Source organism: Pseudonocardia sp. MH-G8 (assembly GCF_002262885.1).
Classification (GTDB): domain Bacteria; phylum Actinomycetota; class Actinomycetes; order Mycobacteriales; family Pseudonocardiaceae; genus Pseudonocardia.
On sequence record NZ_NKYF01000006.1, the window covers coordinates 25,488 to 49,754 of the forward strand.

Sequence of the window (24,267 nt, forward strand, 5' to 3'; positions counted from 1 at the left end):
CCGCGAGTCGGGGTGTCAGTGCGTGGGTGTCGCGGTGGTCTTGTCGGTGACGCCCGCCGCGTCGAACGTGGCGACGTCCTGGAGGGCCTGGGCCGCGCTCTGCAGCACCGGGAGGGCCAGGAGGGCGCCGGTGCCCTCGCCGAGGCGCATGCCGAGGTCCAGCAACGGGTCGAGGCCGAGGTGGGCGAGGGCGCGGGCGTGCCCCGGCTCGGCGGAGCGGTGGCCGGCGACCCACGACGCCACCGCGGCCGGGGCGAGCGCGGCGGCGACGAGCGCGGCGGCACCGGCGCTGACCCCGTCGAGCAGCACCGGGACGCCCAGCGCGGCCCCGCCGAGCGCGAACCCGGCGAGCGCCGCGTGCTCCAGCCCGCCGAACGCGGCGAGCACGCCGAGGGGGTCGGCGGGGTCCGGGCGGTGCCGAGCGAGGGCGGCCGCCACGACGGCCGTCTTGCGGGCGAGCGTGGCGTCGTCGACACCGGTGCCGCGGCCCGTCACCTCCCCCGCGCCCGCGCCGGTGAAGGTCGCGATCAGCGCCGCGGCGGCGGTGGTGTTGGCGATACCCATGTCGCCCGTGACGAGGCAGCGGTTGCCCGCGGCCACCAGGTCGCGCGCGGTCTCGATCCCCACCTCGACCGCGGCCCGGACCTGCTCGCGGGTGAGCGCCGGACCGGCGGTGAGGTCGGCGGTGCCACAGGCGACCCGCCGGGACAGCAGGCCCGGCGCGGGTTCGAGCGGCGCGGCCACCCCGACGTCGACCACGCACACCTCGACCCCGAGCCGGCGCGCGAACGCGTTCACCACCGCTCCCCCACCGAGGAAGTTGGCCACCATCTGCGCGGTGACCTCCTGCGGCCACGGCGTCACGCCCTGCGCGTGCACGCCGTGGTCGCCGGCGAACACGGCCACCGCGGCGGGTTCGGGCACCGGCGGCGGGCAGGTCCCGGCGATCCCGGCGAGCGTGACGGCGACGTCCTCGACGCGGCCCAGCGCCCCGTGCGGCTTCGTCATGCGGTCCAGCCGCTCGGCGGCGGCGGCGCGCGCCGCGCCGTCCGGGGGCGTGATCGCGGCAACGGTGTCGGCGAGCAGGTCCATCGGTTCCTCCCCGGGCAGCCCGCGGCGGCCGTACGCGTCGTGGTGCACGGCCCATCGCAGCGGCCGCCTGCGCGCCCACCCGGCCGTCACCAGCTCCGGCTCGTCCGGGAACGCGTCGACGTGCCCCACGCACAGGTAGGCCACCAGCTCCAGGTGCTGCGGCAGGCCCAGCGACCCGGCCAGCGCCCGCTCGTCGCCGAAGCTGACCCAGCCGACACCGAGCCCCTCCGCGCGGGCGGCGAGCCAGAGGTTCTGCACCGCACCGACCACCGAATACGGCGCGGTGCGCGGCTGGGTGTGACGGCCGAGGACGTGACGGCCACCGCGGGTCGGGTCGCAGGTGACCGCGATGTTCAGCGGCGCGTCGAGGATCGCCTCGACCTTGACGTCGCGGAACGCGGCCGCCCGGGCCGCCGGCAGCGACGCGGCGTAGGCGGCACGGGCCGCCGTGACGTGGGCGTGCACGCGCTCCCGGACGGCGCGGTCGCGCAGGACGAGGAAGTCCCAGGGCTGGGAGAACCCGACCGAGGGCGCCGCGTGGGCAGCCTCCAGGACCCGGCCGAGCACGGCATCGTCGACGGGATCCGGTCGGAACCCGGAGCGCACGTCCCGCCGGGAGTGCAGGACCTCGTAGAACGGCCGAGAGTGGTCACGAGTGCTATGGCCCTCGTTACCACTCACGGCCTCTTCACCGCAGGCCATGGCCACGGCCGGAGCGCTTCGGCGGGACGATCAAGGTGGCCAGGTAGGGGCCGCGCGCGTCCGGGTCGAGCTCCGCCGCGGGCCGGATGTCCTCCTCCGGCAGGCCGAGGCCCGCGCCGTACACGGCCTCGTCGAGGCGGCCGCTCTCGCGCAGCGCGGCGAGGGTCTCGGGCAGCATCCGGCCGAACTTGTAGGCGGCCACGGCGTCACCGCGTTCCAGTGCCTCGCGGAACCGCTCGGGCCCGGCCGTCATCGGGAACAGCGCGAGCGGCTCGCGGCCCTCCACCAGCGGTGTGCCGGAGCGGGCGGCGAGGTCCTGCATCGCCGTGATCCCCGGGACGAGCTGCACGTCCAGCTCGCCGAGCACCTCCCGCACGGACGCGGCGAGGTAGCTGAACGTGGAGTAGACGCACGGGTCGCCGATCGTCGCGAAGACCGCGGTGCCGCCGGGGTGCGCGGCGAACCAGTCGGCGACCTGCGCCGCGGCCTCGTCCCACGCGCGCTCGCGGCGTTCGGTGTGCTCGCGGTCGTGCAGCGCGAAGACCACGCGCTCCACCCGCCACGCCTCGGCGTAGTAGAGGACGGTCTGCTCGGCGCGACCGGTCTCGCCCGAGTCGGCGACCGGGACGAAGACGACGTCGGCCTTCGCGAGCAGGTTCGCGGCCTTCACGGTGACGAGTTCGGGGTCGCCGGGCCCGACGCCGACCCCGATCAGGACGCTCACTCCTGACCCTCCAGGTCGCCCTCGAGGTCGAGGTAGGTCTGGCGCAGGCGATCGAGCACGGCGTCGTCGGGCTTGGCCCACATGCCGCGGTCGGCGGCCTCCAGCAGCCGCTCGGTGATCCCGCGCAGCGCCCAGGGGTTCGACTTCTCCATGAACGCGCGGTTGGTCTCGTCGAACACGTAGCTCTCGGCGAGCTGCCCGTACATCCAGTCGTCGACGACGCCCGCGGTGGCGTCGTAGCCGAACAGGTAGTCGACGGTGGCAGCCAGCTCGAACGCGCCCTTGTAGCCGTGGCGCTGCATCGCGGTGATCCACTTCGGGTTCACGACACGGGCGCGGAACACCCGTTTGGTCTCCTCGGCCAGCGTGCGGGTCTTCACCGCCTGCGGCACCGCCGAGTCGCCGACGTACGCGGCGGGCGAGCGGCCGGTCAGCGCGCGGACCATCGCGACCATGCCGCCGTGGTACTGGAAGTAGTCGTCGGAGTCGACGATGTCGTGCTCGCGGGTGTCCTGGTTCTTCGCCGCGACCGCGATGCGCCGGAACGACTGCTCCATGTCCGCACGCGCCTCGCGCCCGTCCAGCCCACGCCCGTAGGCGTAGCCGCCCCACACGGCGTAGACCTCGGCGAGGTCGGCGTCGCTGCGCCAGTTGCGGGCGTCGATCAGCGGGAGCAGGCCGGCCCCGTACGCACCGGGCTTGGACCCGAAGATCCTCGAGGTGGCACGGCGGCGGTCGCCGTGCCCGGCCGTGTCCTGCTCGACGTGGGCGCGCAGGTAGTTCTGCTCGGCAGGCTCGTCCAGCTCGGCGACGGCCCGGATCGCGTCGTCGAGCAGCGTGATCACGTGCGGGAACGCGTCCCGGAAGAACCCGGAGATGCGCACGGTGACGTCGATGCGGGGGCGGCCCAGCTCGTCGAGCGGCACGACCTCGACTCCGGTGACGCGGCGCGACGCGTCGTCCCAGACCGGGCGGCAACCGATGAGCGCGAGGATCTCCGCGAGGTCGTCGCCCTGGGTGCGCATCGCGCTGGTGCCCCACACGGTGAGCCCGACGCTCGACGGGTAGGCACCGGTGTCGGCGAGGTGGCGGGCGACGAGCGAGTCGGCCAGCGCCGACCCGACGTCCCACGCGCTGCGCGAGGGGATCGCCTTCGGGTCGACCGAGTAGAAGTTACGACCGGTCGGCAGCACGTTGACCAGACCGCGCGTCGGCGAGCCGGACGGCCCGGCGGGCACGTAGCCGCCGTCGAGGGCGTGCAGGACGGCGGTGACCTCGTCGGTGGTGCGCTCCAGCCGCGGCACGACCTCGGTGCAGCCGAACTCCAGCACGGCGACGACGGAGGGGATCTCCTCCCCCAACAAGCCGGCGCAGACCGCAGCGGCCCCCGTCCAGCCACGCGACTGCAGGTCGATGACGAGCGCCCGAGCGACGCCCTCGAGCACATCGACGAGATCGGCATTGGTGACGGCAGGCCCCGGAGCGACGGCGAGCAACCGCTCCCGAGGTGCAGGAAAGCCACTTTCCTGCCCTGCAGGTTCATGAATGTGGCTTTCCTGCACCTTGTTGCCGGGGTTCGCCAGTAGCGTCTGCTCGTCCAGGCCTGCCCATGCCGCCAACGCGGCGCGTAGGCCTGGGAACGCTGCTTTCCCGCCCCACACCTGGCTCGCGCGCAGGATCGACAGCACCAGGTTCACCTGGGCCTCGCCGTCGGGCGGGCCGCCCAGGATGTGCAGGCCGTCGCGGATCTGGACGTCCTTGACCTCGCAGAGGTAGCCGTCGATGTGCAGGACGAAGTCGTCGAAGGAGTCCTCCCCCGGCGCCGCGTCGACGTGCAGGTCGTGGTGCAGCTGCGCCGCCGTCACGACCTCCCAGATCTGCGTGCGCAGGGCCGGCAGCTTGGCCGGGTCCATCGCCTGCACGGTGGCGTACTCGTCGAGCAGCTGCTCGAGCTTGGCCATCTCGCCGTAGGTGTCGGCGCGGGCCATCGGCGGGACGAGGTGGTCGACCACCACGGCGTGGCCGCGGCGCTTGGCCTGGGTGCCCTCGCCCGGGTCGTTGACGATGAACGGGTAGATCAGCGGCAGCTCGCCGAGCACGGCGTCGGGTGCGTCCTCGGCGGCCAGCCCCAGGCCCTTGCCGGGCAGCCACTCGAGGGTGCCGTGCTTGCCGAGGTGGATCACCGCGTCGGCACCGAACGACTCCTCGAGCCAGCGGTAGGCGGCGAGGTAGTGGTGCGACGGCGGCAGGTCCGGGTCGTGGTAGATCGCCACCGGGTTCTCGCCGAACCCGCGCGGCGGCTGGATCATCAGGACGACGTTGCCGAACGTCAGCGACGCCAGGACGATCTCGTCCCCGTCCACGTAGAGCGATCCCGGCGCCTCGCCCCAGTGCTCGCGCATCCCGTCGGTGAGCGAGGACGGCAGGGCGTCGAACCAGCGCCGGTAGTCGGCGAGCCCGACGCGGGCGGGCGCGGCGGCCAGCTGTTCCTCGGTGAGCCACTCGACGTCGTGCCCACCTGCCGCGATGAGGGAGTGGATGAGCTGGTCGGAGTCCTCCGGGAACTCGCCGACCGCGTAACCGGCCTCCCGCAGCGCCCGCAGCAGCACGACGGCGGATGCGGGCGTGTCCAGCCCGACCGCGTTGCCGACCCGGGAGTGCTTGGTCGGGTAGCTCGACAGCACCACGGCCAGCTTCCGGTCGGCCACGGGGGTGGCCCGCAGCCGGGCGTGGCGCACCGCGAGCCCGGCAAGCCGGGCGGCGCGCTCCGGGTCGGCGCGGTACACCGGGATGTCGTCGCCGGGCTCGGTCTCCTTGAACGAGAACGGCACCGTGATCAGGCGGCCGTCGAACTCCGGGATCGCCACCTGCATCGCGGCGTCCATCGGGGAGAGCGCCGCGTCGGACGCGGCCCAGGTGGCGCGCGAGGTCGTCAGGCACAGCCCCTGCAGCACCGGGACGTCGAGGGTGGCGAGCGCACCCGCGTCCCACGAGTCCTCCTCGCCGCCCGCGCTCGCGCCCGCGGCGACCGCACCGCCCGCGGCGAGCACCGTGGCCACCAGCGCGTCCGCCCGGCCGAGCAGCGCCATCAGCTCCGGTTGCGCCCCGCGCAGGGAGCCGCAGAACACCGGCAGCGCGTTCGCCCCGCGCGCCTCGACCGCATCGCACAGGACGTCGACGAACGCGGTGTTGCCCGACAGCGCGTGCGCCCGGTAGAAGACGATGGCGACGGTCGGCCGCGCCGGGTCCTGCTCCCGTGAGCCGTGCACGCCGAACTCGGGCGTCGCGGCCGGGGGCTCGAAGCCCTCACCGGTGAGCAGCACGGTGTCGGAGAGGAAGCGGTGCAGCTCGCGCAGGTTGTCGGTGCCACCCGCGGCGAGGTAGGCCAGCGCCTCGGACGCCACCCCGGCGGGCACGGTGGACGCGGCCATCAGCTCGGCGTCCGGCGCGGCCTCGCCACCCAGCAGCACGACCGGCAGCCCGGACGCCACCAGCGCGTCGACCCCCTCGGGCCACGCCCGGCGCCCGCCGAGCAGCCGCAGCACCACGACGGCGACGCCGTCGAGGAGCGCGGGCAGGCCGTCCGGTTCGACCCGCGCGGGGTTGGCGGTGCGGTAGAGCTCCCCGGACCCGCGGGCGGCCAGCAGCTCGGTGTCGGCGGTGGAGAGCAGCAGCACGGGCTGCGTCATGGCGTTCCTCCCGAGGGTCCGCGCCCTCTGCTCGGTGGAGTAGTGACGGCAGCGAGTGTCTGGCTCCCGGGGTCGCCCCCGGTCACAGTGGCGGGACCGCGCCGGGCTCGCACCGGCTTCCTCCACCGCTCGTCACCGAGAACTGCAACACACCCGGCCGCACCGGTCAACGCGGCGTGAGGATGCCCTCGCCGTCGCCGTCCCGACGGTTCCCGTCGACCGCCAGTTCACGATCACCCGTCAGGGTGTCCCGATCATGGGCACTCTCAGCAGGCGGCACTTCCTGGGTACGACGGGCGCGGCCACCCTCGCGCTCTGGGCGGCGGGCGCGAGCGCGTCCCCCGCGTGGGCGCAGCCGCGGTTCCCCGGCGACCCGTTCCGACTCGGCGTGGCCTCCGGCGACCCGCACCCGGACGGTGTGGTGCTGTGGACGCGCCTGGCGCCCGACCCGCTCGCCGTCGACGGTCGCGGCGGCATGCCCTACCGCAAGGTGAACGTGCGCTGGCAGGTCGCCGAGGACGAAGGCTTCGGCCGCGTCGTGCGGCAGGGGCACACGTTCGCGACGCCGGAGCTGGGCCACTCCGTGCACGCCGAGGTGTCGGGCCTGCAGCCGGGCCGCGAATACTTCTACCGCTTCCGCACCGCGAACGACTTCAGCCCGGTGGGCAGGGCCCGTACCGCGCCGGCGCCTGGCGCCCGCGTGGACGAGCTCGCGTTCGCATTCGCCTCCTGCCAAGCCTGGTACCTCGGCTTCTACACCGCGTACCGGCACATGGCCGCCGAGGACCTCGACTTCGTGGTGCACCTGGGCGACTACCTGTACGAGCACGGCGTCGGCGAGAACGCCGGCGTGCGCGGCATGCAGCTCGACGCGCAGTACCAGCGCGAGACCGTGACGCTGCCGGAGTACCGCAACCGGTACGCGCTCACCAAGCTCGACGCCGACCTGCAGGCCGCGCACGCCGCCTGCTCCTGGATCGTCACGATGGACGACCACGAGGTCGAGAACGACTGGGCCGGCGAGCTCGCCTGGCCCGACACCGACGGCTTCCCCGACGACGACCCGGCCTTCTTCCGGACGCGCAAGGCCGACGCGTTCCAGGCCTACTACGAGCACCTGCCGCTACGGCTGCCACAGCGTCCCGACGGTGCGCGCATCGGGCTGTACCGCCGCATCGGCTTCGGCGGGCTGCTGGACCTGCACATGCTCGACACCCGCTCGTCCCGCTCCCCCCTCCAGCAGGACGGCAACACCGATGTGCGCCACGACCCGTCGCGCACCCTGCTCGGCGACGCCCAGGAGCGCCGGCTGCTCGACGGGGCGGGCGGCTCCGCCGCGGTCTGGAACGCCCTGGGCAACCAGACCCTCGTCGCGCAGGCCGACCACGACCCCGACCCCGAGGTCACCGACTGGAGCCGGGGCCTGTGGGACGCCTACACCGCCCAGCGCGACCGGCTGCTCGGCGGCCTGCAGTCCCGCGGCGCGAGCAACCCCGTCGTGCTCACCGGCGACATCCACCGCAGCGTGGTGTGCGACCTGAAGCTCGACTTCGACGACGAGCGCTCGCCGGTCGTCGCCACCGAGTTCGCCGGTACCTCCATCACCTCGGGGGAGGACGGCGAGCCGAACGACCAGCTCGGGCGGGACTGGCTCACCGCGAACCCGCACATGAAGTTCCACAACTCCCAACGCGGCTACGTGAGCTGCCGGGTCACGCCGGGGACGTGGCGCAGCGACTACCGCGTCACGCCCTACGTGACGCGGCCGGACGCACCCGTCGAGACGGTGGGCAGCTTCGTGGTGGAGGCGGGCAGGCCGGGCGCCGTGCCGGCCTGATCGACCGGGGTGGGGGCACCACACACAACGAACGGCACTTTCGTCGGTTAGGTAGCGACGAAAGTGCCGTTCGTTGCAGCGGCGTTACTCCCGGTCCACCTGCCCCGCGAGCACCCGGGCGGCCTCCGCGAGCTCCCGGGCGCGGTCGCGCTCGGCGGCCCCCTGCTCGCCCCTGGCGTTGGACGCGAGCAGCTCCGCCGCCGTCGCTGCCGCGCCCGCCGCGAGGTGGACGGCCGCCGCGGCGTCGCTGCGCAGGTTCGGGTTGCCGTTCAGGACCAGGTCGGCGGCGAGACCGGCGACCTCGGCAGCGACATCGGCGATCACGGCGGGCACCGCGATCGTGTCGGCGCGGGCGCGCGAGACCGCCTCCGCCCGGCCGGGCTCGTCGCGCGGCCGCCGGGTGGCGTCCAGGAACGCCCCGTAGGCGGCGGCGTCGGCGTCGGCGAGCGGGGCCGCCGCGGCGCGCAGCTCGTCCGCCCGCGCGGCCACGGCGCCGTCACCGAACCGGGCGGCCATGGCGGTGAGCCCGGCGGCCATGGCCGTGGCGAGCGCGGCGACCCCGCCCCCGCCGGGCGCCGGTGTGCGGGCGGCGACGGAGTCGAGCAGCTCGCGGACGGTCAGGTCGAGCAGGGACGGATCCGGGTCGGCCACGGGGTCACTCTCGCACGCCCGACCCTCGCACGCCCGGCGCCGGCGGCTCGGCGAGGAGGGACCCGAGCAGGGCCAGCGCCTGCGCCGAGCGACTCCCCGGTTCGGCCCGGTAGACCATCAGCCGGTGGCCCGGTGAACCGTCGACGGTCAGCGGCTGCACATCCAGCTCCAACTCCCCGACCACCGGGTGGCGGACGGTCTTGGCCTGGCCGTGCTTGCGCCGCACGTCGTGGCGCGACCACAGCCGCGCGAACTCCGGGCTCTTCACGCTCAGCTCCCCGACCAGCGTGGTCAGCCGGAGGTCGTCGAGATCGCCGTCGGCGCGCAGCCGCACGTCCGCCACCACGCTCGCCGCCGCGCGCTCCCAGTCCGGGTAGAACTCCCGGGCCGCCGGGTGCAGGAACACCGCCCGGACCAGGTTGTGCTCGCCCGCGTCGTGCATCCAGGAGTAGAGGCCGCGGGCGAGCGTGTTCGTGGCCAGCACGTCGGTCCAGCGGTTCATGATCAACGCGGGGGTGTCGTGCCAGCTGTCGATCAGGGCGACCAGCCCCGCCCCCACGCGGTCCTCGGCGCGCCGACGGCGGCGCGCCGGCGCCGGCCGCACGAGGCCGTGCAGGTAGGCCCGCGCGTCGGCGTCGAGGCACAGGGCCTCGGCCAGCGCGTCGACCGTCTGCGGGGACGGGTTGCGCTCCCGGCCCTGCTCCAAGCGGATGTAGTAGCCGGTGCTCACGCCCGCGAGCGCCGCCACGTCCTCGCGCCGCAGGCCCGGCGTCCGGCGGTCGAACGGCGCCGGCATCCCGTGATCGCCCGGCTGCACCCGTTCGCGGCGGGCGCGCAGGAACTCCCCCAGCCGGTTGCCGGTCGCCGTGCGCATGCCCTGAGGGTAGGTGCCGGGGCGCCGGTCCGGGTGCACGTCGCACGGATACCCGCAAGCCCGCGGACGTCCATAACGTCGCCGCCATGACGCACCCCCAGGACATCTCCGATCGCATCGTCATGGTCACGGGGGCGGGACGCGGCATCGGCCGCGCGCTCGCCGTCGGGCTGGCCGAGCTCGGTGCCCGGGTCGTGGTCCTCACCCGGGCCGCGGCGACCGCCGAGCAGGTGGCCGACGAGATCACCCGTCGCTGCGGCGACGACCGCGCGCTGCCCGTGGTGGCCGACGTGACCGACGAGGAGCAGGTCGCCGCCGCCGTCGACCGCGTCGACCGGCACTGGGGCCGGCTGGACGCCCTGATCAACAACGCCGGCGCCATGGCCACCGGCCGGCCCGTCCTCGACATGGCGGCCGACGAGTTCCGCTCGATGCTCGAGACGAACCTCGTCAGCGCGTTCCTCGTCACCCGGCACGCGGCACCGCTGATCATCCGCAGCGGCGGCGGCCGGATCGTCTACATGTCCAGCAAGGGCGCCGTGGAATCGCGCGCGGGCGCCTCGGCGTACGGCGCGAGCAAGGCGGGGATGAACATCCTCAGCAACGTCGTGCACCAGGAGCTCGCCGACCAGGGCATCCGCACGGTCGCCATCGCGCCCGGTCTGACCGACACCCCCGGCATGCGGGAGGTGGCGGGCGAGGACCACGTCGCGCAGGTCGCCACCACCTACCCCGGAGGGCGGGTCGGTCAGCCCGAGGACGTGGTCGGCCTGTGCGCCTACCTGTGCAGCGACGCGGGCCGGCACCTCTCGGGCACGTTCGTGATGCTGCGCCCGTGACTCACCGGTCCGCCGTCACTCCCTCGCCCAGCCCGGCTACCGGCCCCACCACGATCACGGCGGGCGGGTTGATCCCCTGGGCGCGCACCTCGTCGGCGACCGTCGCCAGGGTGGCGCGCAGCGACCGCTGGATGCGCATCGTGCCGTCCTGCACCACGGCGACGGGGGTGTCGGCGGGGCGGCCGCCCTCGATCAGCGCCGCGGCGAACGCGCCGATCCGCTCGACGGCCATGAGCAGCACCAGCGTGCCGCGCAGCCGTCCGAGGGCGGGCCAGTCGACGAGGCTGCGCGGGTCGTCCGGCGCGACGTGCCCGGACACCACGACGATCTCGTGGGCCACCCCGCGGTGGCTCACCGGCACGTCGGCGACGGCCGGGGCGGCGAACGCGCTGGTCACGCCGGGCACGACGGTGACCGGTACCCCGGCCTCGGCGCACGCGAGTGCCTCCTCGAAACCACGGCCGAAGACGTAGGGGTCGCCGCCCTTGAGCCGCACCACGAACTTCCCGGCTCTGGCGTGCTCGACCAGCAGCTCGTTGATCCGCGCCTGGTTCATCGCGCGGCCGTAGGGGATCTTGGACGCGTCGACCACCTCGACGTGCGGGGCGAGGGAGTCGAGCAGGTCGCGGGGGCCGAGCCGGTCGGTGACCACCACGTCGGCCCGGGACAGCAGCCGCCTCCCGCGCACGGTGATGAGCTCGGGGTCGCCGGGCCCGCCGCCGACGAGCGCGACGCCCGGGTGCGCCGGCTCCGCGGAGTCGTCGACGACGCCGGCGTGCAGGGCCTCCACCAGCGCCGTCCGGACGGCGGCCGAGCGGCGCGGGTTGCGTCCGGCGAGCACGCCGACGGTCAGCCCGTCGTGCCGCCCGACGGCGGGGGTGACGGCGCTGCCGGCCGGGGCGTCGTCGGCGCGAACGCAGAACACCCGCCGCTCCTGCGCCTCGGCGCCGACAGCGGCGTTCACGTCCGGGGCGTCGGTGCAGGCGATCGCGTACCAGGCGCCGTCGAGGTCGCCGGGGCGGTAGCCGCGCGCGGACCAGCGCACCTCGCCCGCGGTGGCCATGCCCTCGACGGCCGGGGTGACCTGCGGCGCGACCACGGTGACATCGGCGCCCGCCGCGAGCAGGCCGCCGAGGCGGCGCTGGGCGACCACGCCGCCGCCGACCACGACGACGCGACGGCCGGCGAGGTCGAGCCCGACCAGGTAGGGATCCATGTGCAGCATCATCCCGCTGCCATGTGTCCGTGGCCGTGGCCGTGGGACGGGTCGTCCGGGTGGTGGTGCGGGGTCTGCGCGGCGCCGAGCTTGTCCTCGAAACCGGGCAGCAGCACCCGGTAGGCGCAGGTGTCGCAGTTCATCCGGATGTCGCCCTGCAGCGCCTCCTGGTACCGCTCGAGCACCAGTTGGGCGAGCTCGGGGCAGTCGCCGATGTGCTGGGCGACGTGCACGTCGACGTCCGGGTGCGCCGCGGCGAAGGCGCGGGCCTGGTCGCCGACCCGGCGCGGCAGGACGCCGTCGAACAGGAAGTAGGGCGCCACGACGACGCGGCGCGCGCCCAGCGCCCGGCAGCGGGCGAGCCCGCCCGCGACGTCCGGCCCGGTCAGGGAGACGAACGCGGGCTCGACGAACGCGTAGTCGCGGCCCTCCTGCAGCAGCCGCGCGACCTTGCAGATCTCGGCGTTGGCATCCGGGTCGGTGGAGCCGCGGCCCACGAGCAGCACGGCGCAGTTGTTGTCTGCCGTGTCCTGCGCGGGCGCGACCTCGGCGACGCGGGCCTCGACGGCCTGCTGCAGCAGCGGGTGCGGGCCCAGCGGGCGGCCGAAGACGTAGCCGGTGCCCGGGTCGCGCACGACCTCCCGCTGCAGGGCCGCGGGGATGTCGCCCTTCGCGTGCCCGGCCGCGACGAGCACCATCGGCACGGCGGCCATCGTGGTGTGGCCGCGCCCGGACAGGTCCGTCCAGGCCTCGTGGACCGTCGGCGCGGACAGCTCGATGAACCCGCCTGCCGCGTCGATCCGGTCGGCCTCGAGCAACCCGCGCATGCGGTCGGTGAAGCCGACGAACTCCGCGACACCCGCGGCGTCGACCGTGCCGTGGCCGACGAGCAGCAACGGCGCGCTCACGCGGCCTCCTCGCTGTAGAGCAGGGCGTTCACGGCGGCGGCAGCGACGGCCGCCCCGCCGCGTTCGCTGCGGTTGGACACGGCGGGGAGCCCGGACGCGCGCAGCGCCGCCTTCGCCGCCACGGCCCCGACGAACCCGACTGGCAGCCCCACGACGAGCGGCGTGCGCAGCAGGCCCGCCTCGGCGCAGCGGACGAGCTCGGCGAGCGCGGTCGGCGCGTTCCCGATGGCCCACACGGCGCCGTCGGGGTGCTGCGCGACGGCGGCGCGGATCCCGGCCGCCGAGCGGGTGAGCCCCTGCTGCGGCGCGGAGGCCAGGTCGAGCGCGATCGTCGCCGGGTGGGCGGTGATGCCGGCGGCGACCATGCGCACGTCGGTGACCAGCGGTGCACCCGCGAGGAGCGCGTCGCGGCCGGCGCGCAGGGCATCCTCGGCGGCGACGAGGTCACCGACCCACGTCGGGTCGGCGGTGGTGTGCACGACCCGCTCCACGACGGCGCGGGTGAGCGGTGGCAGGTCGGAGGTGTCGAGCCTGCTGCGCAGGATCGCGTACGACTCCTGCTCGATCGGGTGCACGGCTGCGCGCGCGTTCACGGTGCTCCTCCCCGGGTGTCCACGCCCGGACGGGGTCGGTGGTGGGTGCGCCGCGCGAGGTCTGGCTCACCGGCGCCGCAGCGCCGGATCACAGTGGCGGGTCCGCCCCGGTTTCGCACCGGGTTCCCACGCAGCCGGGCGAGCCTATCCCGCCGCGATGCTCCGCTCCCCGGTCGCGTGCGCGACGTCGCACCAGGCGGGCCCGTCGCGTCCGGAGGAAGGCGCGTTCGGTGTCGTTGCCGGCCAGGGAGATCGCCTCCTCGTAGGCGGCGACGGCGTCGGCCGTGCGGCCGAGGCGGGCGAGCAGGTCCGCGCGGGTGGCGGGCAGCAGGTGGTAGCCGGGGAGCTCGAGCTCGTCGATGATGGCCAGTGCCGGCGCCGGCCCGTGCACCTCGGCGACGGCGACCGCGCGGTTGAGCGCCACGATCGGGGTCGGGGTGTGCTGCAGCAGCTGGTCGTAGAGCGCCAGCACCTGCGTCCAGTCGGTCGCGGGCCCGTCGGTGTGCACGGCGTTGATCGCGGCCTGCAGCTGGTAGGGGCCCGGCCGGTTGCGGCGCAGGCACCGGCGCACCAGCTCGTGCCCCTCGGCGATCAGCTCCCGGTTCCACAGCGACCGGTCCTGCTCCGGGAGCACCACCAGCTCACCGGAGGGCCCCACCCGCGCGGGCCGCCGGGCCTCGACGAGCAGGAGCAGCGCCAGCAACCCGGTCACCTCCGGTTCGTCGGGCATCAGCTCGGCGAGCGCCCGCGCCAGGCGGACGGCCTCCAGACACAGGTCGGTGCGCAGCAGCTCCCCCGACGTGGACGCGTAGCCCTCGTTGAAGATCAGGTAGAGCACGGTGAGCACCGATGCCAGCCGGTCGGGGAGGTCGGCGTCGTCGGGCACCCGGTAGGGGATGCCGGCGTCCCGGATCTTCTTCTTCGCCCGGACGATCCGCTGCGAGACGGTCGCCTCCGGCACCAGGTGGGCCCGGGCGATCTCCGCCACCTCCAACCCGCCGAGCAGGCGCAGCGTGAGCGCGGCCTGCGCGGCGGGCGACAGCGCCGGGTGGCAGCAGGTGAAGATCATCCGAAGCTGGTCGTCGCGCACCGGTCCCACCTCCTGCGGCTCGTCGGGGCCGTGCAACAGCAGCGCCTGCGCGTGGCGGGCCTCCCGGGTGGACTCCCGGGTGGACTCCCGGCGCAGCCGGTCGATCGCCCGGTTGCGGGCGGTGGTCACGATCCAGCCGCCCGGGTTGGGCGGCAGCGCCCGGTCCCACTTCTGGACCGCGACCGCGAACGCGTCCTGGACGGCCTCCTCGGCGAGCCCGATGTCACCGAGCAGTCGCGTCAGCGTGGCCACGCACCGGCCGTACTCCGCCCGGTAGACGCCGTCCAGGTCCATCCGCGCTCACGTCCACTGCGCGTCTTCGAACGGGCGAACCTCGATCGGGGACCCGCAGGCCAGCACGCACTTCCCGGCCCAGGCCAGCGCCTGGTCGAGGTCGTCGCACTCGATCACCCAGAACCCGCCGAGCTGCTCCTTGGTCTCGGCGAACGGGCCGTCGGTCATCGTGGTCGTGCCGCCCGCGGGCCGCACGACGGTGGTGGCGTGCGAGGGCAGCAACCCGCCGACGAACACCCACGGGACGGCGGCCTGCATCTCGGCGGTGACCCGAGCCGTGCGGGCCATCTGCTCCCGGCGTTCCTCGTCGGTCTCCGGCGCGCTCTCGTCGTACTGGACGGCGAGCAGGTACCTCGTCATGGCGAGCTCCTCCGACATGATCAGCCGTGCAGGGTGGGCCGGTACACGAGCTCCTGGATGTCGCCGTCGAGCGTGCGGTGCTCGAGCAGCTCGAGGTCGAAGTCTCCCGCGCCCCCGAAGACCGGGTCCGCCCCGGTCCGGCCGGTGATCACGGGGAAGAGGGTCACCTGCACGCGGTCGACCAGGCCGGCGGCCATCAGCGCCCAGTTGAGCGACAGGCTGCCGTGGGAGCGCAACGGCGCCTCCGACTCCTCCTTGAGCCGGGCGACGACGTCGACGGCGTCACCGCGCTCGACGGTCACGTCCGGCCAGTCCTGGGGGCCGTCCAGGGTGGACGACACCACCGTGGCGGGCATGCTCCGCATCCGGGTGACCCACGGGTCGCGCACGTCGTCCCCCTCGGTGCTCTCGGCCAGCATCTGCACGAACTGGCGGAACGTGGTGGCCCCGAGGACCATCCGCTGCTCCGTCCCGAACGAGGCGAGGCGGTGGTCGAGCAGCTCGGGGCCCTGCTTGCCCCAGTAGCCGCCCCAGTCGCCGTCGCCCCCGTAGGAGCCGTAGCCGTCGAGGCTGCTGAAGACGTCGAAGGTGTACGTGGCGGTCATGATGTCTCTCCTCGCGTGCGGTCGGCGGTGGTCGGTCAGGACAGTCGGCGGGCGACGGCGGGGATCACGATGGCCGCCGCCACGACGTGGGTCACCATCAGGAACACCTTCGTGGCGACGGTGGCGTCCGCGAGCAGGTCCGGCACGAAGGACAGCACGGTCAGCGCGACGGTGGTGCGGACCCACGCGACGCGCGGGCTGCGGGCGAACCGGCGCAGCAGCGCGGCGATCCCCAGGCCGAGGACGGAGAAGATCACCGTCAGGACGGCGAACCCGGACGGCGGGATCGACGCGCCCGAGACGGCCGTGCTGATGCCGGCCGCCTGGCCTGCGACGGCCACGAGCGCGGTGGCGGCCGCCGCGGCGACCGTGGCGGCCGAGCCGGCCAGCAGCAGCGAACCGACGGCCGGGGCGGTGCGGGCGGGGGCGGCGAGCGGGGCGGTGCAGGTCACGGTGACCTCCGGTGGGTGCGGAGACCGGCGCGGATGCCGGTCCCTCACCATGGCCACGAACGCGGCCACCGGGATTCGACACCGCGATGCGAATCCCCCGAGATTCTTTTCGGGGCCGCTCAGCTCCAGCGGTAGCCGCGCGGTGTGACCATCCTCCCGCCCACCATCCGCGTGGCCGACGACCCGACGACCACGGTCGTCAGCATGTCGACCTCCGCCGGATCGAACTCCGACAGCGGCGCGGTCCAGACCCGCTGGCCGGTGCGGCTCGCCTGCCGCACGGCCCCGACCGGCGTGGACGGCGGGCGGTGCGCGCGGAACGCCTCCAGGGCGGCGCCGAGCTGCCAGTGCCGGTCCCTGCTGCGCGGGTTGTAGAAGCAGGTGACGAGATCGGCTTCCGCGGCCGCGGCGACGCGCCGCTCGATCACCGGCCACGGGGTGTGCAGGTCCGACAGCGAGATCAGCACGTGGTCGTGCCCGAGCGGGGCGCCGAGCAGCGCGGCGGCGGCGAGCGCGGCCGTGACGCCGGGGACGCCGACGACCTCGATGTCCGCCCCGGCCTGCTGCAGCGCGGGGCTCGCCATCGCGTAGACGCCGGCGTCGCCGGAGCCGATCAGCGCGACGGCGCGGCCCTTCGCGGCAAGCGCGACGGCGTCGGCGGCGCGCTGCTCCTCGTCGCCGAGGCCGCTCGCGTGCACCTCGGTGCCGGGTCGGAGCAGGTGGCGGACCTGCTCGACGTACTGGTCGAGCCCGACGACGACCGACGCGCGGCGCAGCTCGGCCTCGGCGCGCGGCGCCCGCAGGTCGGCGGCACCCGGCCCGAGCCCGACGATCGCCAGCCGGCCGCGGGGGCGGATGCGCGCGGCCGCGACCGTGACGTTCTCGCCCTTGGTCTTCTCGACCACCAGCTCGACGGGCGCACCCGCGCCCAGCTCGGCGGCGGCGTGCAGGGCGGCGGCCTCGGCCACGCTCGCCGTGCCGACCTCGGCGCGCACCACCTCGCTCGGGTTCGGCACCTCGATGCCGGAGAGCGCCTGCGCCGGGTAGGTCCGCAGCTCGGCGGGGGCGATGGCGGCGAGGATCCCGGCCTCGTCGGCCTTGAGGTCGACGCTCGCGTAGGCGCGGACGGCGCGCAGGTCGTACCCGTGCTCGGTCTCGATCCGCCGCAGCGTCGCGGCGACGGCCTCCGCGGGAACGCCCCGCGCCGACCCGATCCCGACGACGAGCGTGCGCGGCACGACCCGGGTGACGCCTCCGCCGGCGGTCCGGAGGCGGTCGGTGACGACGATCCGCTGGTGCTCCCGGATGTCAGCAAAGCCACTTTGCTGACGCTGGGCTTCGGCAGAGTGGGTTTGCTGACGCGGGGGCAGGGGTGGCAGCGGCGCGCCCGCCTCGTTCTCGATCGCCGCCGTGCCGTCCAGCAGGGCCCGGCCGGCCGCGGCCGCGTCGCCGTCGACCACCGCGTCCAGGGCGGCGGCCAGCTCGTCCATGCCGGTGCTGCCGGCTGCGTCGGAAGCCGTCGTGACCACCGGCTGCGCGCCGAGCAGCGCGCCGACGCGATCGGCCAGGGTGTTCGCACCGCCCTCGTGCCCGCCGGTGAGCGCCACGGCGAATCGGCGGGCCTCGTCGACGCAGACGACGCCGGGGTCGGTGCGCTTGTCGCCCAGCAGCGGCGCGACCAGCCGCACGGTGGCGCCGGTGGCCAGGAAGAACACCGCGCCGTCGAGGCGCGGCCACAGCGCGGACAGCGCGTCGAGCGGGTGCACGTCCGCCCCGAGCGCGGGCGCCACCTCGGCGGCGGCACGGTGCCCGGCGTCGGTGACGGCGAACAGGGCGATCATGGACGGGTCCCCCACAGGATCGTGATCGGGTTGGTGGCGGCGAGCCGGACGCTCCCGTCGGGCAGGTCGGCGAACCGGGACGCCGCGAGCTGCACCCCGTCCACGGCCAGGCCGGCGTCCCGCAGCGCGGCGCGGGTGGGGGCGATCCGGTCCAGAGCCGCGAGCGCCACGACGACGCGGTCGGCGCCGCTTGCGGCCGCGACCACCTCCGGGCCGCCGCCCCCGACGAACACCGCCTCCGGGCGCGGCAGGCCGGCGAGCGCGGCCGGTGCCTCGCCCTCGACGACCCGGACGTCGACGCCGTGCGCGGCGGCGTTGGCCGCGATCCGCGCGGCGTCGTCGGCCCGCCGCTCGACGGCGAGCGCGGCGGCCCCCAGCCGGGCGCACTCGACCGCGACCGACCCGGAGCCCGCACCCACGTCCCACACGAGCGATCCCGGCCGCGGCGCGAGCCGGGCCAGCACCAGCGCGCGGACCTCCGCTTTCGTGACCATGCCGGCACGGTGCCCGAACGCGTCGTCGGGCAGCGCCCACCCGGCGCCGGGTGGGACGGGCTCGCCGCCCGCGTGCCAGCCGCGGCCGGGCACGGCGTCGGGGTCACGCAGGCTCAGCACGACGGTGAGCGGGTGCCAGTCGCGCGCGGCCGCCTCGGCGGCGGGCAGCGTCGTGAGCCGCTCGTCCGGACCACCCAGGTCCTCGGCGACGACGAGCGTGCGCGGCCAGCCCGCCAGCGCGGCGCCGATCTCCGCGGGCCCCGCTCCCGGCGCGGTGAGCACCGCGACGGCCGGCCGCGCGCGGCAGACGTTGACGGCGGGGCCGAGCGCGCGCCCGTGCGCGCTGACGACGGCGACGTCGTCCCAGGAGCGCCCCAGCCGGGCGAACAGGAGCTGCACGCTGGAGCGCGCCGGCAGCACGACGGGCTCGTGCCCGCGCTCGCGCAGCAGCCGCACGATGCCGAAGAAGCCGGGGTCGCCGCTGGCCAGGACGACACCGCGGCGCCCGACCAACCGTTCCAGGGCGGGCTCGACCGGCCCCAGCTCCACGCACGCGGCCGAGGGCGGCACGGGAACGGAGCGGAGGTGTCGCGCGCCCCCGAGCACGACCTCGGCGGCCGCGAGGGCGAGGTCGGCACCCGGCGGGAGGTCGCCGCCATCGATCCCGATCACCGTGAGGTTCGCCCCGTCCGGCAACGAACGGCACTCTCGTCGACTAGGTACCGACGAGAGTGCCGTTCGTTGCTCGGGGGTGCGGGTCACGGGGCCGGGCGGGACGCCGCGCGGGCCGCGCGCAGGGCCTGGCGGGCCGCCTTGTCCGGCTTGCGGAACGTGTGGAAGTGCCCGGGGTGGTAGAGGTGGCTGCGGGTGCCGCTCGCGCCCAGGGCGGGGCCGACGAGGAAGAGCGTGTGCCGCCACAGCTTGTGCCGCTTGCAGACCGCCTCGACCTCGTCGAGCCGGCAGCGCAGCGTCAGCTCGTCGGGCCAGCTCGTGCGGTAGGCCACGACCACGGGAATGTCCTCGGCGTAGCCGCCCGCGCGCAGCTCGGCGACCATCTGCGCCGAACGCGCCGCGGACAGGAAGATCGCCATCGTGGTGCCGTGCCGGGCGAACTCGCGCAGCTTCTCCCCCGGCGGCATCGGGGTCTTGCCGCCCTCCAGGCGGGTGAGCACCACCGACTGCGCGACCTCGGGGATGGTCAGCTCGCGGCCCGCGACGGCCGCCGCCGCACCGAACGCCGACACCCCGGGCACGATCTCCACGTCGAGCCCGATCTCCTCGGCCGCGTCGTACTGCTCCTGGACCGCGCCCCACAGCGACGGGTCGCCGGAGTGCACGCGCGCGATCCGCAGGCCCTCGTCGGCGGCGCGCCGGTAGAGGGCGAGGACGTCCTCGTGCGCGATCTGGGAGGAGTCGACCAGTTCGGCGCCGGGCCTCGCGTGCTCCGTGACGCACTCCGGCGCCACCAGGCTCGCCGCCCAGACCACCACGTCGGCCTCGGCGATCCGCCGTGCGCCGCGCAGCGTGATGAGGTCGGCCGCACCCGGCCCTGCCCCGATGAACGACACCTTCCCGCGCTCCACGCCGGTCAGTCTGTGCCGCGCACGGCTGCCGCGTCCATCCAGCCGAGCGGACTGCGACGTTGCGCACGTCGCGGGCACGGCCGGGCCGTCACGGGCGCTGCAGTGCCCGCAACGCGGCGGCGAGCGCCGCGTCGCCGTAGTTCGCCAGGGGCTCGTCGCCCATCAGGACCACGCAGTCCTGCAGTCCGCCGAACGCGATGATCGCGCGGACGCGGTCGGCGGGGCGGTCGCTGCCGACCAGTGCCCGGTCGACCTCCAGGCGCCGGTAGAGCAGCGCGGTGAGCACGTCCAGCCGCGCGAGCGCCGCGGGGTCGCGCAGCATGCCCTGCAGCAAGGACCGGTTCCGGTGGCACAGCGCGAGGTAGCGCTCGAGCACGTCGCGCGCGTCACCCGTGCCGGCGTCCGCGACGTCGGCGAGGAAGGCGTCGAGATCCTCGATCATGGGTTGGGCGAGGTCGGCCAGCAGGTCGTCCTTGGACGGGAAGTGGTAGTACAGCGCCGCCTTGGTGATGTCGAGCCGCTCGGCGATCTGGCGCAAGCTCGTCTGCTCGAACCCGTTCGCGGCGAACAGCTCCCTCGCGACGGCGCGGATCTCCTCCCGCGTGTCGGTGCTGCGGCGCGGCACGGCGCTCCCTCCTCCGGTTGCCCGGAGCCTAGCTGCCTGCCTGTCGCCCGGTTATCTACTTGCCAGCCGGTCAGCCAGCTGCTTACCGTACGGCAGGTAAACAACTGGGAGGGACACCATGACCCGCACGGCCCTGATCTCCGGTGCCAGCATCGCCGGACCCGCGCTCGCGTACTGGCTGCACCACCACGGCTTCCGGGCCGTGGTCGTGGAACGGGCATCGACCGTACGGGGTGGCGGCTACCCCATCGACGTGCGCGCGTCGGCGATCGAGGTCGTGGACCGCATGGGGCTGCTGCCCGCGCTGCGGGACGCGCACGTCGACACCCGGGGCACGTCGTTCGTGAACTCCCGGGGGAAGGTGATCGCCCGGATCACTCCCGAGGAGTTCACCGGCAGCCCCAGCGGCCGCGACGTCGAGCTCCCGCGCGGCGAGCTGGCCCGGCTGCTGTACGAGCACACGCGCGCCGACGTCGAGTACGTCTTCGACGACTCGATCACCGCACTCGACCAGCGGTCCGACGGGGTACGCGTCACCTTCCGCCATGGCCCCGCGCGAACGGTGGACCTCGTCGTCGGCGCCGACGGCCTGCACTCGACGGTGCGCAGGCTCGCCTTCGGCGCCGAGACCGACTTCCGCCGCGACCTCGGCTTCGCGTTCGCCGGGTTCGGCCTGGAGCGCACCGGGGACACCGCGCGGGTCGAGCGCGAGGCGATCGTGCACAACGCACCGGGGCGGATGGCCGGGTACTACGCCCTGCGCGGGCAGCCCGGACTCATCGGCCTGCTGGCCTTCGCGACCCCTCCGGCGTTCACCGTCGACCCCGGCGACGCCGACGGGCAGCGCGACGTCGTGGCTGCCGCGTTCGCGGACGCCGGCTGGGAGGTGCCCCGGCTGCTCGACGGCATGCGCACGGCCGAGGACTTCTTCTTCGACACGGTCAGCCAGATCCGGATGCCGCGCTGGAGCAGCGGGCCGGTCGCCCTCGTCGGCGACGCCGCGTACGCCCCGGCGCTGCTCTCGGGCCAGGGCACCAGCCTCGCCCTGATCGGGGCGTACGTGCTGGCCGCAGAGCTCGCCCGGGCGGGCGGCGACCCGGCCGTGGCGTTCGAGTCCTACGAGCAGGCGCTGCGCCCGTTCGTCGAGCGCAACCAGGACCTCGCCCGCTCCGGTGGCGCCACGCTGATCCCGGCCACGCGCACCGCGCTCTGGCTGCGCGACCGCGTCCTCGCCGCACTCCCCCACCTCGGACCGCTCAAGCGCGTGCTGTCGGGGCGGATCGACGCGGCGGCGCAGTCGTTCTCGCTCGACCCGGTCCCGGTCGGGCTCACGCCGCCTCGTCCAGCGCCGTCGCCGACGTCCGCAGGGCCGTGTCGAGCACCTGCGCGCGACGGCGCGGGTTCATCAGGTTCCCGCCCATCGCCCGGAGGTCCACGGGACCAGGGGTGAGCACGGTGACGCGGGCGCCCCCCGCGCGCACCGCGCGCACCTCGGCGTCGAGCCAGCGGGTGAGCAGCCGGCGCACCCGGCGCTCCACGACGGCGAGGGGGTCGACCGGCCGGTCGTAGGCGTGGCTGGCCATCGGGGCGAGGACGTACACCTCGTCCAGCACCGGGGCACCGGGTCGGGCCAGCAATGCCACCGAGGTGGCCGAGGCGACCGCGCCGTCGATGTAGCGGTGTCCCCCGATCACGTGCGGCGCGAACCAGCCGGGGATCGAGCAGGACGCCAGCACCGCATCGGCCACCGAGGCCGCGGGGGCACCCGGCCGCCCGAACACCACCCGGCGACCGGAGTCGTAGTCGACGGCCACGACCCACAGCGGCGGGCCCGCGACCCAGCCGTCGACGCTCGTGCCGCCGCGGGTCTGCAGGACGTCCACCATCTGCACGAGGGAGGACATCCGGGCCCGTCCGCGCGGCAGCAGACCCGAGGCGGCCACCACCGGGTTCATCCGCCTCGGCGCCACGGCGGCGGCCGCCAGCAGCCGGGGCGAGCCGAGCAGCGGCAGCGGCACCGGCGGCCACCCGTCGCCGGACTCCCATTCGATGTCGCGCAGCTGCGGCAGGTCGTCGGGCCTGCGGTCCTGGACGTCGGCGGGGTCGTCGCCGCGCTGGTGGGCCAGCAGCTCGGGGACGTCCATGCCGCACCGCAGCGCCGCCCCGAGTACCGCGCCCGCGCTGGTGCCGAGCACGAGGTCGAGCTCGCCCGGAGGACGGCCGAGGCGTTCGGCGAGGACGGCGAGGGCGCCGGCCGTCCAGGCGGACCCGAGCAGTCCACCGGCGCCGAGCACGAGGCCCACGCGAGGCGTACGGCGCCGGCGGGAGCGGGACCGAGGTGTGAGCACGTCCGGCACGACGACCTCCCCGGTGAGCGTCGGTTACCGAACGGTAGCAAGCAGGAGCGGTCGCGCGGGATCCTCTGATCAGGGACGCGCCGCGCCCGTCGCGGCGGCGACGAACCGCCCGACCGCCTCCGGGCGCCCCGCAGGGTGCGTGTGCAGGAACGACGCGTGCACGCCACCGGCGACGAAGCCCTCCGGGTCCGACCCCCGCCAACCCCACGCGGCGGCGGCGCCGGCACGGGGAGTGACCGACCAGCGGTGGAACTCGTGCCCGGCCACCCGCGTGCCCTGCGGGAACAGAGGGGAGTCACCGAGAGCGACGGCGTCGCGGTAGCCCAGCGTGAGGTGTTCGGCGCGGGTGGCCGTCGCCGGCAGCACCGCGGCCATCGGCGCGCCGTCGAGCGTGTCGCACAGGTACAGCAACCCGCCGCACTCGGCGTGCACCGGCGCGCCCGATGCCGCCAGCGCGCGCACCGCTGCGAGTAGCGGCGTGTTCGCCGCGAGCCCCACGACGTGCTCCTCGGGGAAGCCGCCGGGGAGCACCAGTGCCGCCGTGCCGGGCGGGAGGCCCTCGTCGCGCAGCGGGTCGACGGTCACCGGCCGCGCCCCCGCGGCGGCCAGCAGCTCGACGTGCTCGGCGTAGCCGAACGTGAACGCCGGCCCGCCCAGCACCCCGACCACCGGCGGCTCCCCCGTCCCGCCGGGCCGGACCCGGTCCACGGCGTCCGCGGGCGACCACGCGGCGCCGGCCGGCAGCGGTGCCGCCAGACCGACCACCGCGTCCAGGTCGACGTGCGCGGCCACCAGCTCGGCCATCGCGTCGACGGCGCCGGTCGCCGCGGCGCCGTGCTCCGCCGCCGTGATGAGCCCGAGGTGCCGGGACGGGACCGCCAGCGCGTCGCGGCGGGGAAGGGCCCCGAGCACCGGCAGCCCGGCCTCGTCGGCCGCGGCGCGCAGCACCTCCTCGTGCCGCGGGCTGCCGACCCGGTTGAGCACGACGCCGGCGATCCGCAGGCCCGGGTCGAACGAGCGGAACCCGTGCAGCAGCGCGGCCAGGCTGCGCGACATCCCCCGGCAGTCGACGACCAGCACGACCGGTGCCCCGAGCAGGGACGCGACCTGCGCGGTGGACCCGGCGCCATCGGGCAACCGGCCGTCGAACAGGCCCATCACGCCCTCGACGACCGCCACCTGCGCACCCGCGGACCCGTACCGGGCCAGCGGAGCGATCCGGTCGACACCGACGAGCACCGGGTCGAGGTTGCGTCCCGGGCGGCCCGCGGCGAGCGCGTGGTAGCCGGGGTCGATGTAGTCCGGCCCCACCTTGAACGGCGCCACCGCCGTGCCCCGCCGGCGCAATGCGGCCATCAGCCCGGTGGCGACGGTGGTCTTGCCGCTGCCCGAGGCGGGCGCGGCCACCACCAGCGCGCGGGTCACAGGGCGAGGCTACCCA

General features: G+C 75.3%; 19 protein-coding genes, 2 pseudogenes and 2 riboswitches. Of the genes and pseudogenes, 3 read left to right on the top strand and 18 right to left on the bottom strand.

Annotated elements, in window-relative coordinates; translation table 11 throughout:
• Nucleotides 1-15: 15 nt before the first annotated feature.
• Genes cobT through cobN form a run of 3 tightly spaced genes read right to left on the bottom strand, consistent with a single transcriptional unit; the run spans nt 16 to nt 6,207 of the window.
• Nucleotides 16-1,773, bottom strand: coding sequence for a nicotinate-nucleotide--dimethylbenzimidazole phosphoribosyltransferase (cobT, locus tag CFP66_RS16245; RefSeq protein ID WP_233159479.1), 1,758 nt, complete (start codon nt 1,771-1,773; stop codon nt 16-18).
• 7 nt (nt 1,774-1,780) lie between these two features.
• Nucleotides 1,781-2,518 carry a precorrin-2 C(20)-methyltransferase gene (cobI, locus tag CFP66_RS16250; RefSeq protein ID WP_094924903.1) on the bottom strand — a complete coding sequence of 246 codons (738 nt, stop codon included), beginning with the start codon at nt 2,516-2,518 and terminating at the stop codon, nt 1,781-1,783.
• Nucleotides 2,515-6,207 carry a cobaltochelatase subunit CobN gene (cobN, locus tag CFP66_RS16255; RefSeq protein ID WP_094924905.1) on the bottom strand — a complete coding sequence of 1,231 codons (3,693 nt, stop codon included), beginning with the start codon at nt 6,205-6,207 and terminating at the stop codon, nt 2,515-2,517. The genes cobI and cobN overlap by 4 nt, the downstream gene beginning before the upstream one ends.
• A gap of 32 nt (nt 6,208-6,239) precedes the next feature.
• Nucleotides 6,240-6,369: riboswitch (cobalamin riboswitch) on the bottom strand.
• Between the two features lie 94 nt (nt 6,370-6,463).
• Here cobN and CFP66_RS16260 point away from each other — a divergent pair.
• Nucleotides 6,464-8,044, top strand: coding sequence for an alkaline phosphatase (locus CFP66_RS16260; RefSeq protein WP_094924907.1), 1,581 nt, complete (start codon nt 6,464-6,466; stop codon nt 8,042-8,044).
• Nucleotides 8,045-8,128: 84 nt separating this feature from the next.
• Here CFP66_RS16260 and CFP66_RS16265 read toward each other — a convergent pair whose 3' ends face one another.
• Nucleotides 8,129-8,695 (bottom strand): cyclodeaminase/cyclohydrolase family protein, encoded by a 567-nt coding sequence (locus tag CFP66_RS16265; protein ID WP_094924909.1) that lies wholly within the window; start codon nt 8,693-8,695, stop codon nt 8,129-8,131.
• 4 nt (nt 8,696-8,699) lie between these two features.
• Nucleotides 8,700-9,569, bottom strand: a complete 870-nt coding sequence (locus CFP66_RS16270; RefSeq protein ID WP_094925505.1) for a helix-turn-helix domain-containing protein — start codon at nt 9,567-9,569, stop codon at nt 8,700-8,702.
• Between the two features lie 86 nt (nt 9,570-9,655).
• Between CFP66_RS16270 and CFP66_RS16275 the strand changes: the two genes are divergently transcribed.
• A complete protein-coding gene (locus CFP66_RS16275) occupies nt 9,656-10,408 on the top strand; it encodes an SDR family NAD(P)-dependent oxidoreductase (protein ID WP_094924911.1) in 753 nt (250 codons plus the stop codon).
• A gap of 1 nt (nt 10,409) precedes the next feature.
• On the opposite strand, the gene cobA is transcribed toward CFP66_RS16275, so the two are convergent.
• The 11 genes and pseudogenes from cobA to CFP66_RS16330 all read right to left on the bottom strand — a co-directional run bounded on the left by cobA (nt 10,410) and on the right by CFP66_RS16330 (nt 20,469).
• Entirely contained in the window at nt 10,410-11,633 is a 1,224-nt protein-coding gene (gene cobA / locus CFP66_RS16280) for a uroporphyrinogen-III C-methyltransferase (protein WP_369805094.1), read from the bottom strand.
• Nucleotides 11,633-12,532: a sirohydrochlorin chelatase gene (locus tag CFP66_RS16285; RefSeq protein ID WP_094924913.1), complete on the bottom strand. Its 900-nt coding sequence runs from the start codon at nt 12,530-12,532 to the stop codon at nt 11,633-11,635. The genes cobA and CFP66_RS16285 overlap by 1 nt, the downstream gene beginning before the upstream one ends.
• On the bottom strand, nt 12,529-13,125 hold the full coding sequence (locus tag CFP66_RS16290; RefSeq protein WP_094924915.1) for a precorrin-8X methylmutase: 597 nt from the start codon (nt 13,123-13,125) through the stop codon (nt 12,529-12,531). Before CFP66_RS16290 ends, CFP66_RS16285 begins: the two co-directional genes overlap by 4 nt.
• A 58-nt stretch (nt 13,126-13,183) precedes the next feature.
• Nucleotides 13,184-13,253: riboswitch (cobalamin riboswitch) on the bottom strand.
• Nucleotides 13,254-13,318: 65 nt separating this feature from the next.
• Nucleotides 13,319-14,509 (bottom strand): annotated as a pseudogene (locus CFP66_RS16295) (RNA polymerase sigma factor); the annotation flags it as partial.
• Nucleotides 14,510-14,515: 6 nt separating this feature from the next.
• Complete coding sequence (locus CFP66_RS16300) at nt 14,516-14,869, bottom strand: YciI family protein (RefSeq protein ID WP_094925509.1); 354 nt, start codon at nt 14,867-14,869, stop codon at nt 14,516-14,518.
• A gap of 20 nt (nt 14,870-14,889) precedes the next feature.
• Nucleotides 14,890-15,474, bottom strand: coding sequence for a dihydrofolate reductase family protein (locus CFP66_RS16305; protein ID WP_094924918.1), 585 nt, complete (start codon nt 15,472-15,474; stop codon nt 14,890-14,892).
• Nucleotides 15,475-15,509: 35 nt separating this feature from the next.
• Nucleotides 15,510-15,926, bottom strand: coding sequence for a DUF6069 family protein (locus CFP66_RS16310; protein WP_094925511.1), 417 nt, complete (start codon nt 15,924-15,926; stop codon nt 15,510-15,512).
• Between the two features lie 119 nt (nt 15,927-16,045).
• Nucleotides 16,046-17,767, bottom strand: coding sequence for a precorrin-3B C(17)-methyltransferase (gene cobJ, locus CFP66_RS16315; RefSeq protein ID WP_094925513.1), 1,722 nt, complete (start codon nt 17,765-17,767; stop codon nt 16,046-16,048).
• The gene (gene cbiE / locus CFP66_RS16320; RefSeq protein ID WP_198961490.1) at nt 17,764-18,957 is read right to left on the bottom strand and encodes a precorrin-6y C5,15-methyltransferase (decarboxylating) subunit CbiE; all 1,194 of its coding nucleotides are present in this window, start codon (nt 18,955-18,957) and stop codon (nt 17,764-17,766) included. The genes cobJ and cbiE overlap by 4 nt, the downstream gene beginning before the upstream one ends.
• A 62-nt stretch (nt 18,958-19,019) precedes the next feature.
• Nucleotides 19,020-19,844, bottom strand: coding sequence for a precorrin-4 C(11)-methyltransferase (cobM, locus tag CFP66_RS16325; RefSeq protein WP_094924923.1), 825 nt, complete (start codon nt 19,842-19,844; stop codon nt 19,020-19,022).
• A gap of 88 nt (nt 19,845-19,932) precedes the next feature.
• The gene (locus CFP66_RS16330) at nt 19,933-20,469 is read right to left on the bottom strand and encodes a TetR/AcrR family transcriptional regulator (RefSeq protein WP_094924925.1); all 537 of its coding nucleotides are present in this window, start codon (nt 20,467-20,469) and stop codon (nt 19,933-19,935) included.
• A gap of 118 nt (nt 20,470-20,587) precedes the next feature.
• Here CFP66_RS16330 and CFP66_RS49195 point away from each other — a divergent pair, with 118 nt between their 5' ends.
• Entirely contained in the window at nt 20,588-21,919 is a 1,332-nt protein-coding gene (locus CFP66_RS49195; protein WP_094924927.1) for an FAD-dependent monooxygenase, read from the top strand.
• Nucleotides 21,920-22,121: 202 nt separating this feature from the next.
• On the opposite strand, the pseudogene CFP66_RS49200 reads toward CFP66_RS49195, so the two are convergent.
• Together CFP66_RS49200 and CFP66_RS16345 are read right to left on the bottom strand one after the other, a co-directional pair.
• Nucleotides 22,122-22,826, bottom strand: a pseudogene (locus CFP66_RS49200) (patatin-like phospholipase family protein); the annotation flags it as partial.
• 69 nt (nt 22,827-22,895) lie between these two features.
• The gene (locus CFP66_RS16345) at nt 22,896-24,251 is read right to left on the bottom strand and encodes a cobyrinate a,c-diamide synthase (protein ID WP_198961491.1); all 1,356 of its coding nucleotides are present in this window, start codon (nt 24,249-24,251) and stop codon (nt 22,896-22,898) included.
• Nucleotides 24,252-24,267 lie beyond the last annotated feature (16 nt).

Excerpts from the sequence above, each read along its gene's own strand:
- cobN (WP_094924905.1), bottom strand. The coding sequence starts at position 6,207 with ATGACGCAGCCCGTGCTGCTGCTCTCCACCGCCGACACCGAGCTGCTG.
- CFP66_RS16260 (WP_094924907.1), top strand. The coding sequence starts at position 6,464 with ATGGGCACTCTCAGCAGGCGGCACTTCCTGGGTACGACGGGCGCGGCC.
- CFP66_RS16270 (WP_094925505.1), bottom strand. The coding sequence starts at position 9,569 with ATGCGCACGGCGACCGGCAACCGGCTGGGGGAGTTCCTGCGCGCCCGC.
- CFP66_RS16275 (WP_094924911.1), top strand. The coding sequence starts at position 9,656 with ATGACGCACCCCCAGGACATCTCCGATCGCATCGTCATGGTCACGGGG.
- cobA (WP_369805094.1), bottom strand. The coding sequence starts at position 11,633 with ATGCTGCACATGGATCCCTACCTGGTCGGGCTCGACCTCGCCGGCCGT.
- CFP66_RS16300 (WP_094925509.1), bottom strand. The coding sequence starts at position 14,869 with ATGACGAGGTACCTGCTCGCCGTCCAGTACGACGAGAGCGCGCCGGAG.
- CFP66_RS16305 (WP_094924918.1), bottom strand. The coding sequence starts at position 15,474 with ATGACCGCCACGTACACCTTCGACGTCTTCAGCAGCCTCGACGGCTAC.
- cobJ (WP_094925513.1), bottom strand. The coding sequence starts at position 17,767 with ATGATCGCCCTGTTCGCCGTCACCGACGCCGGGCACCGTGCCGCCGCC.
- CFP66_RS49195 (WP_094924927.1), top strand. The coding sequence starts at position 20,588 with ATGACCCGCACGGCCCTGATCTCCGGTGCCAGCATCGCCGGACCCGCG.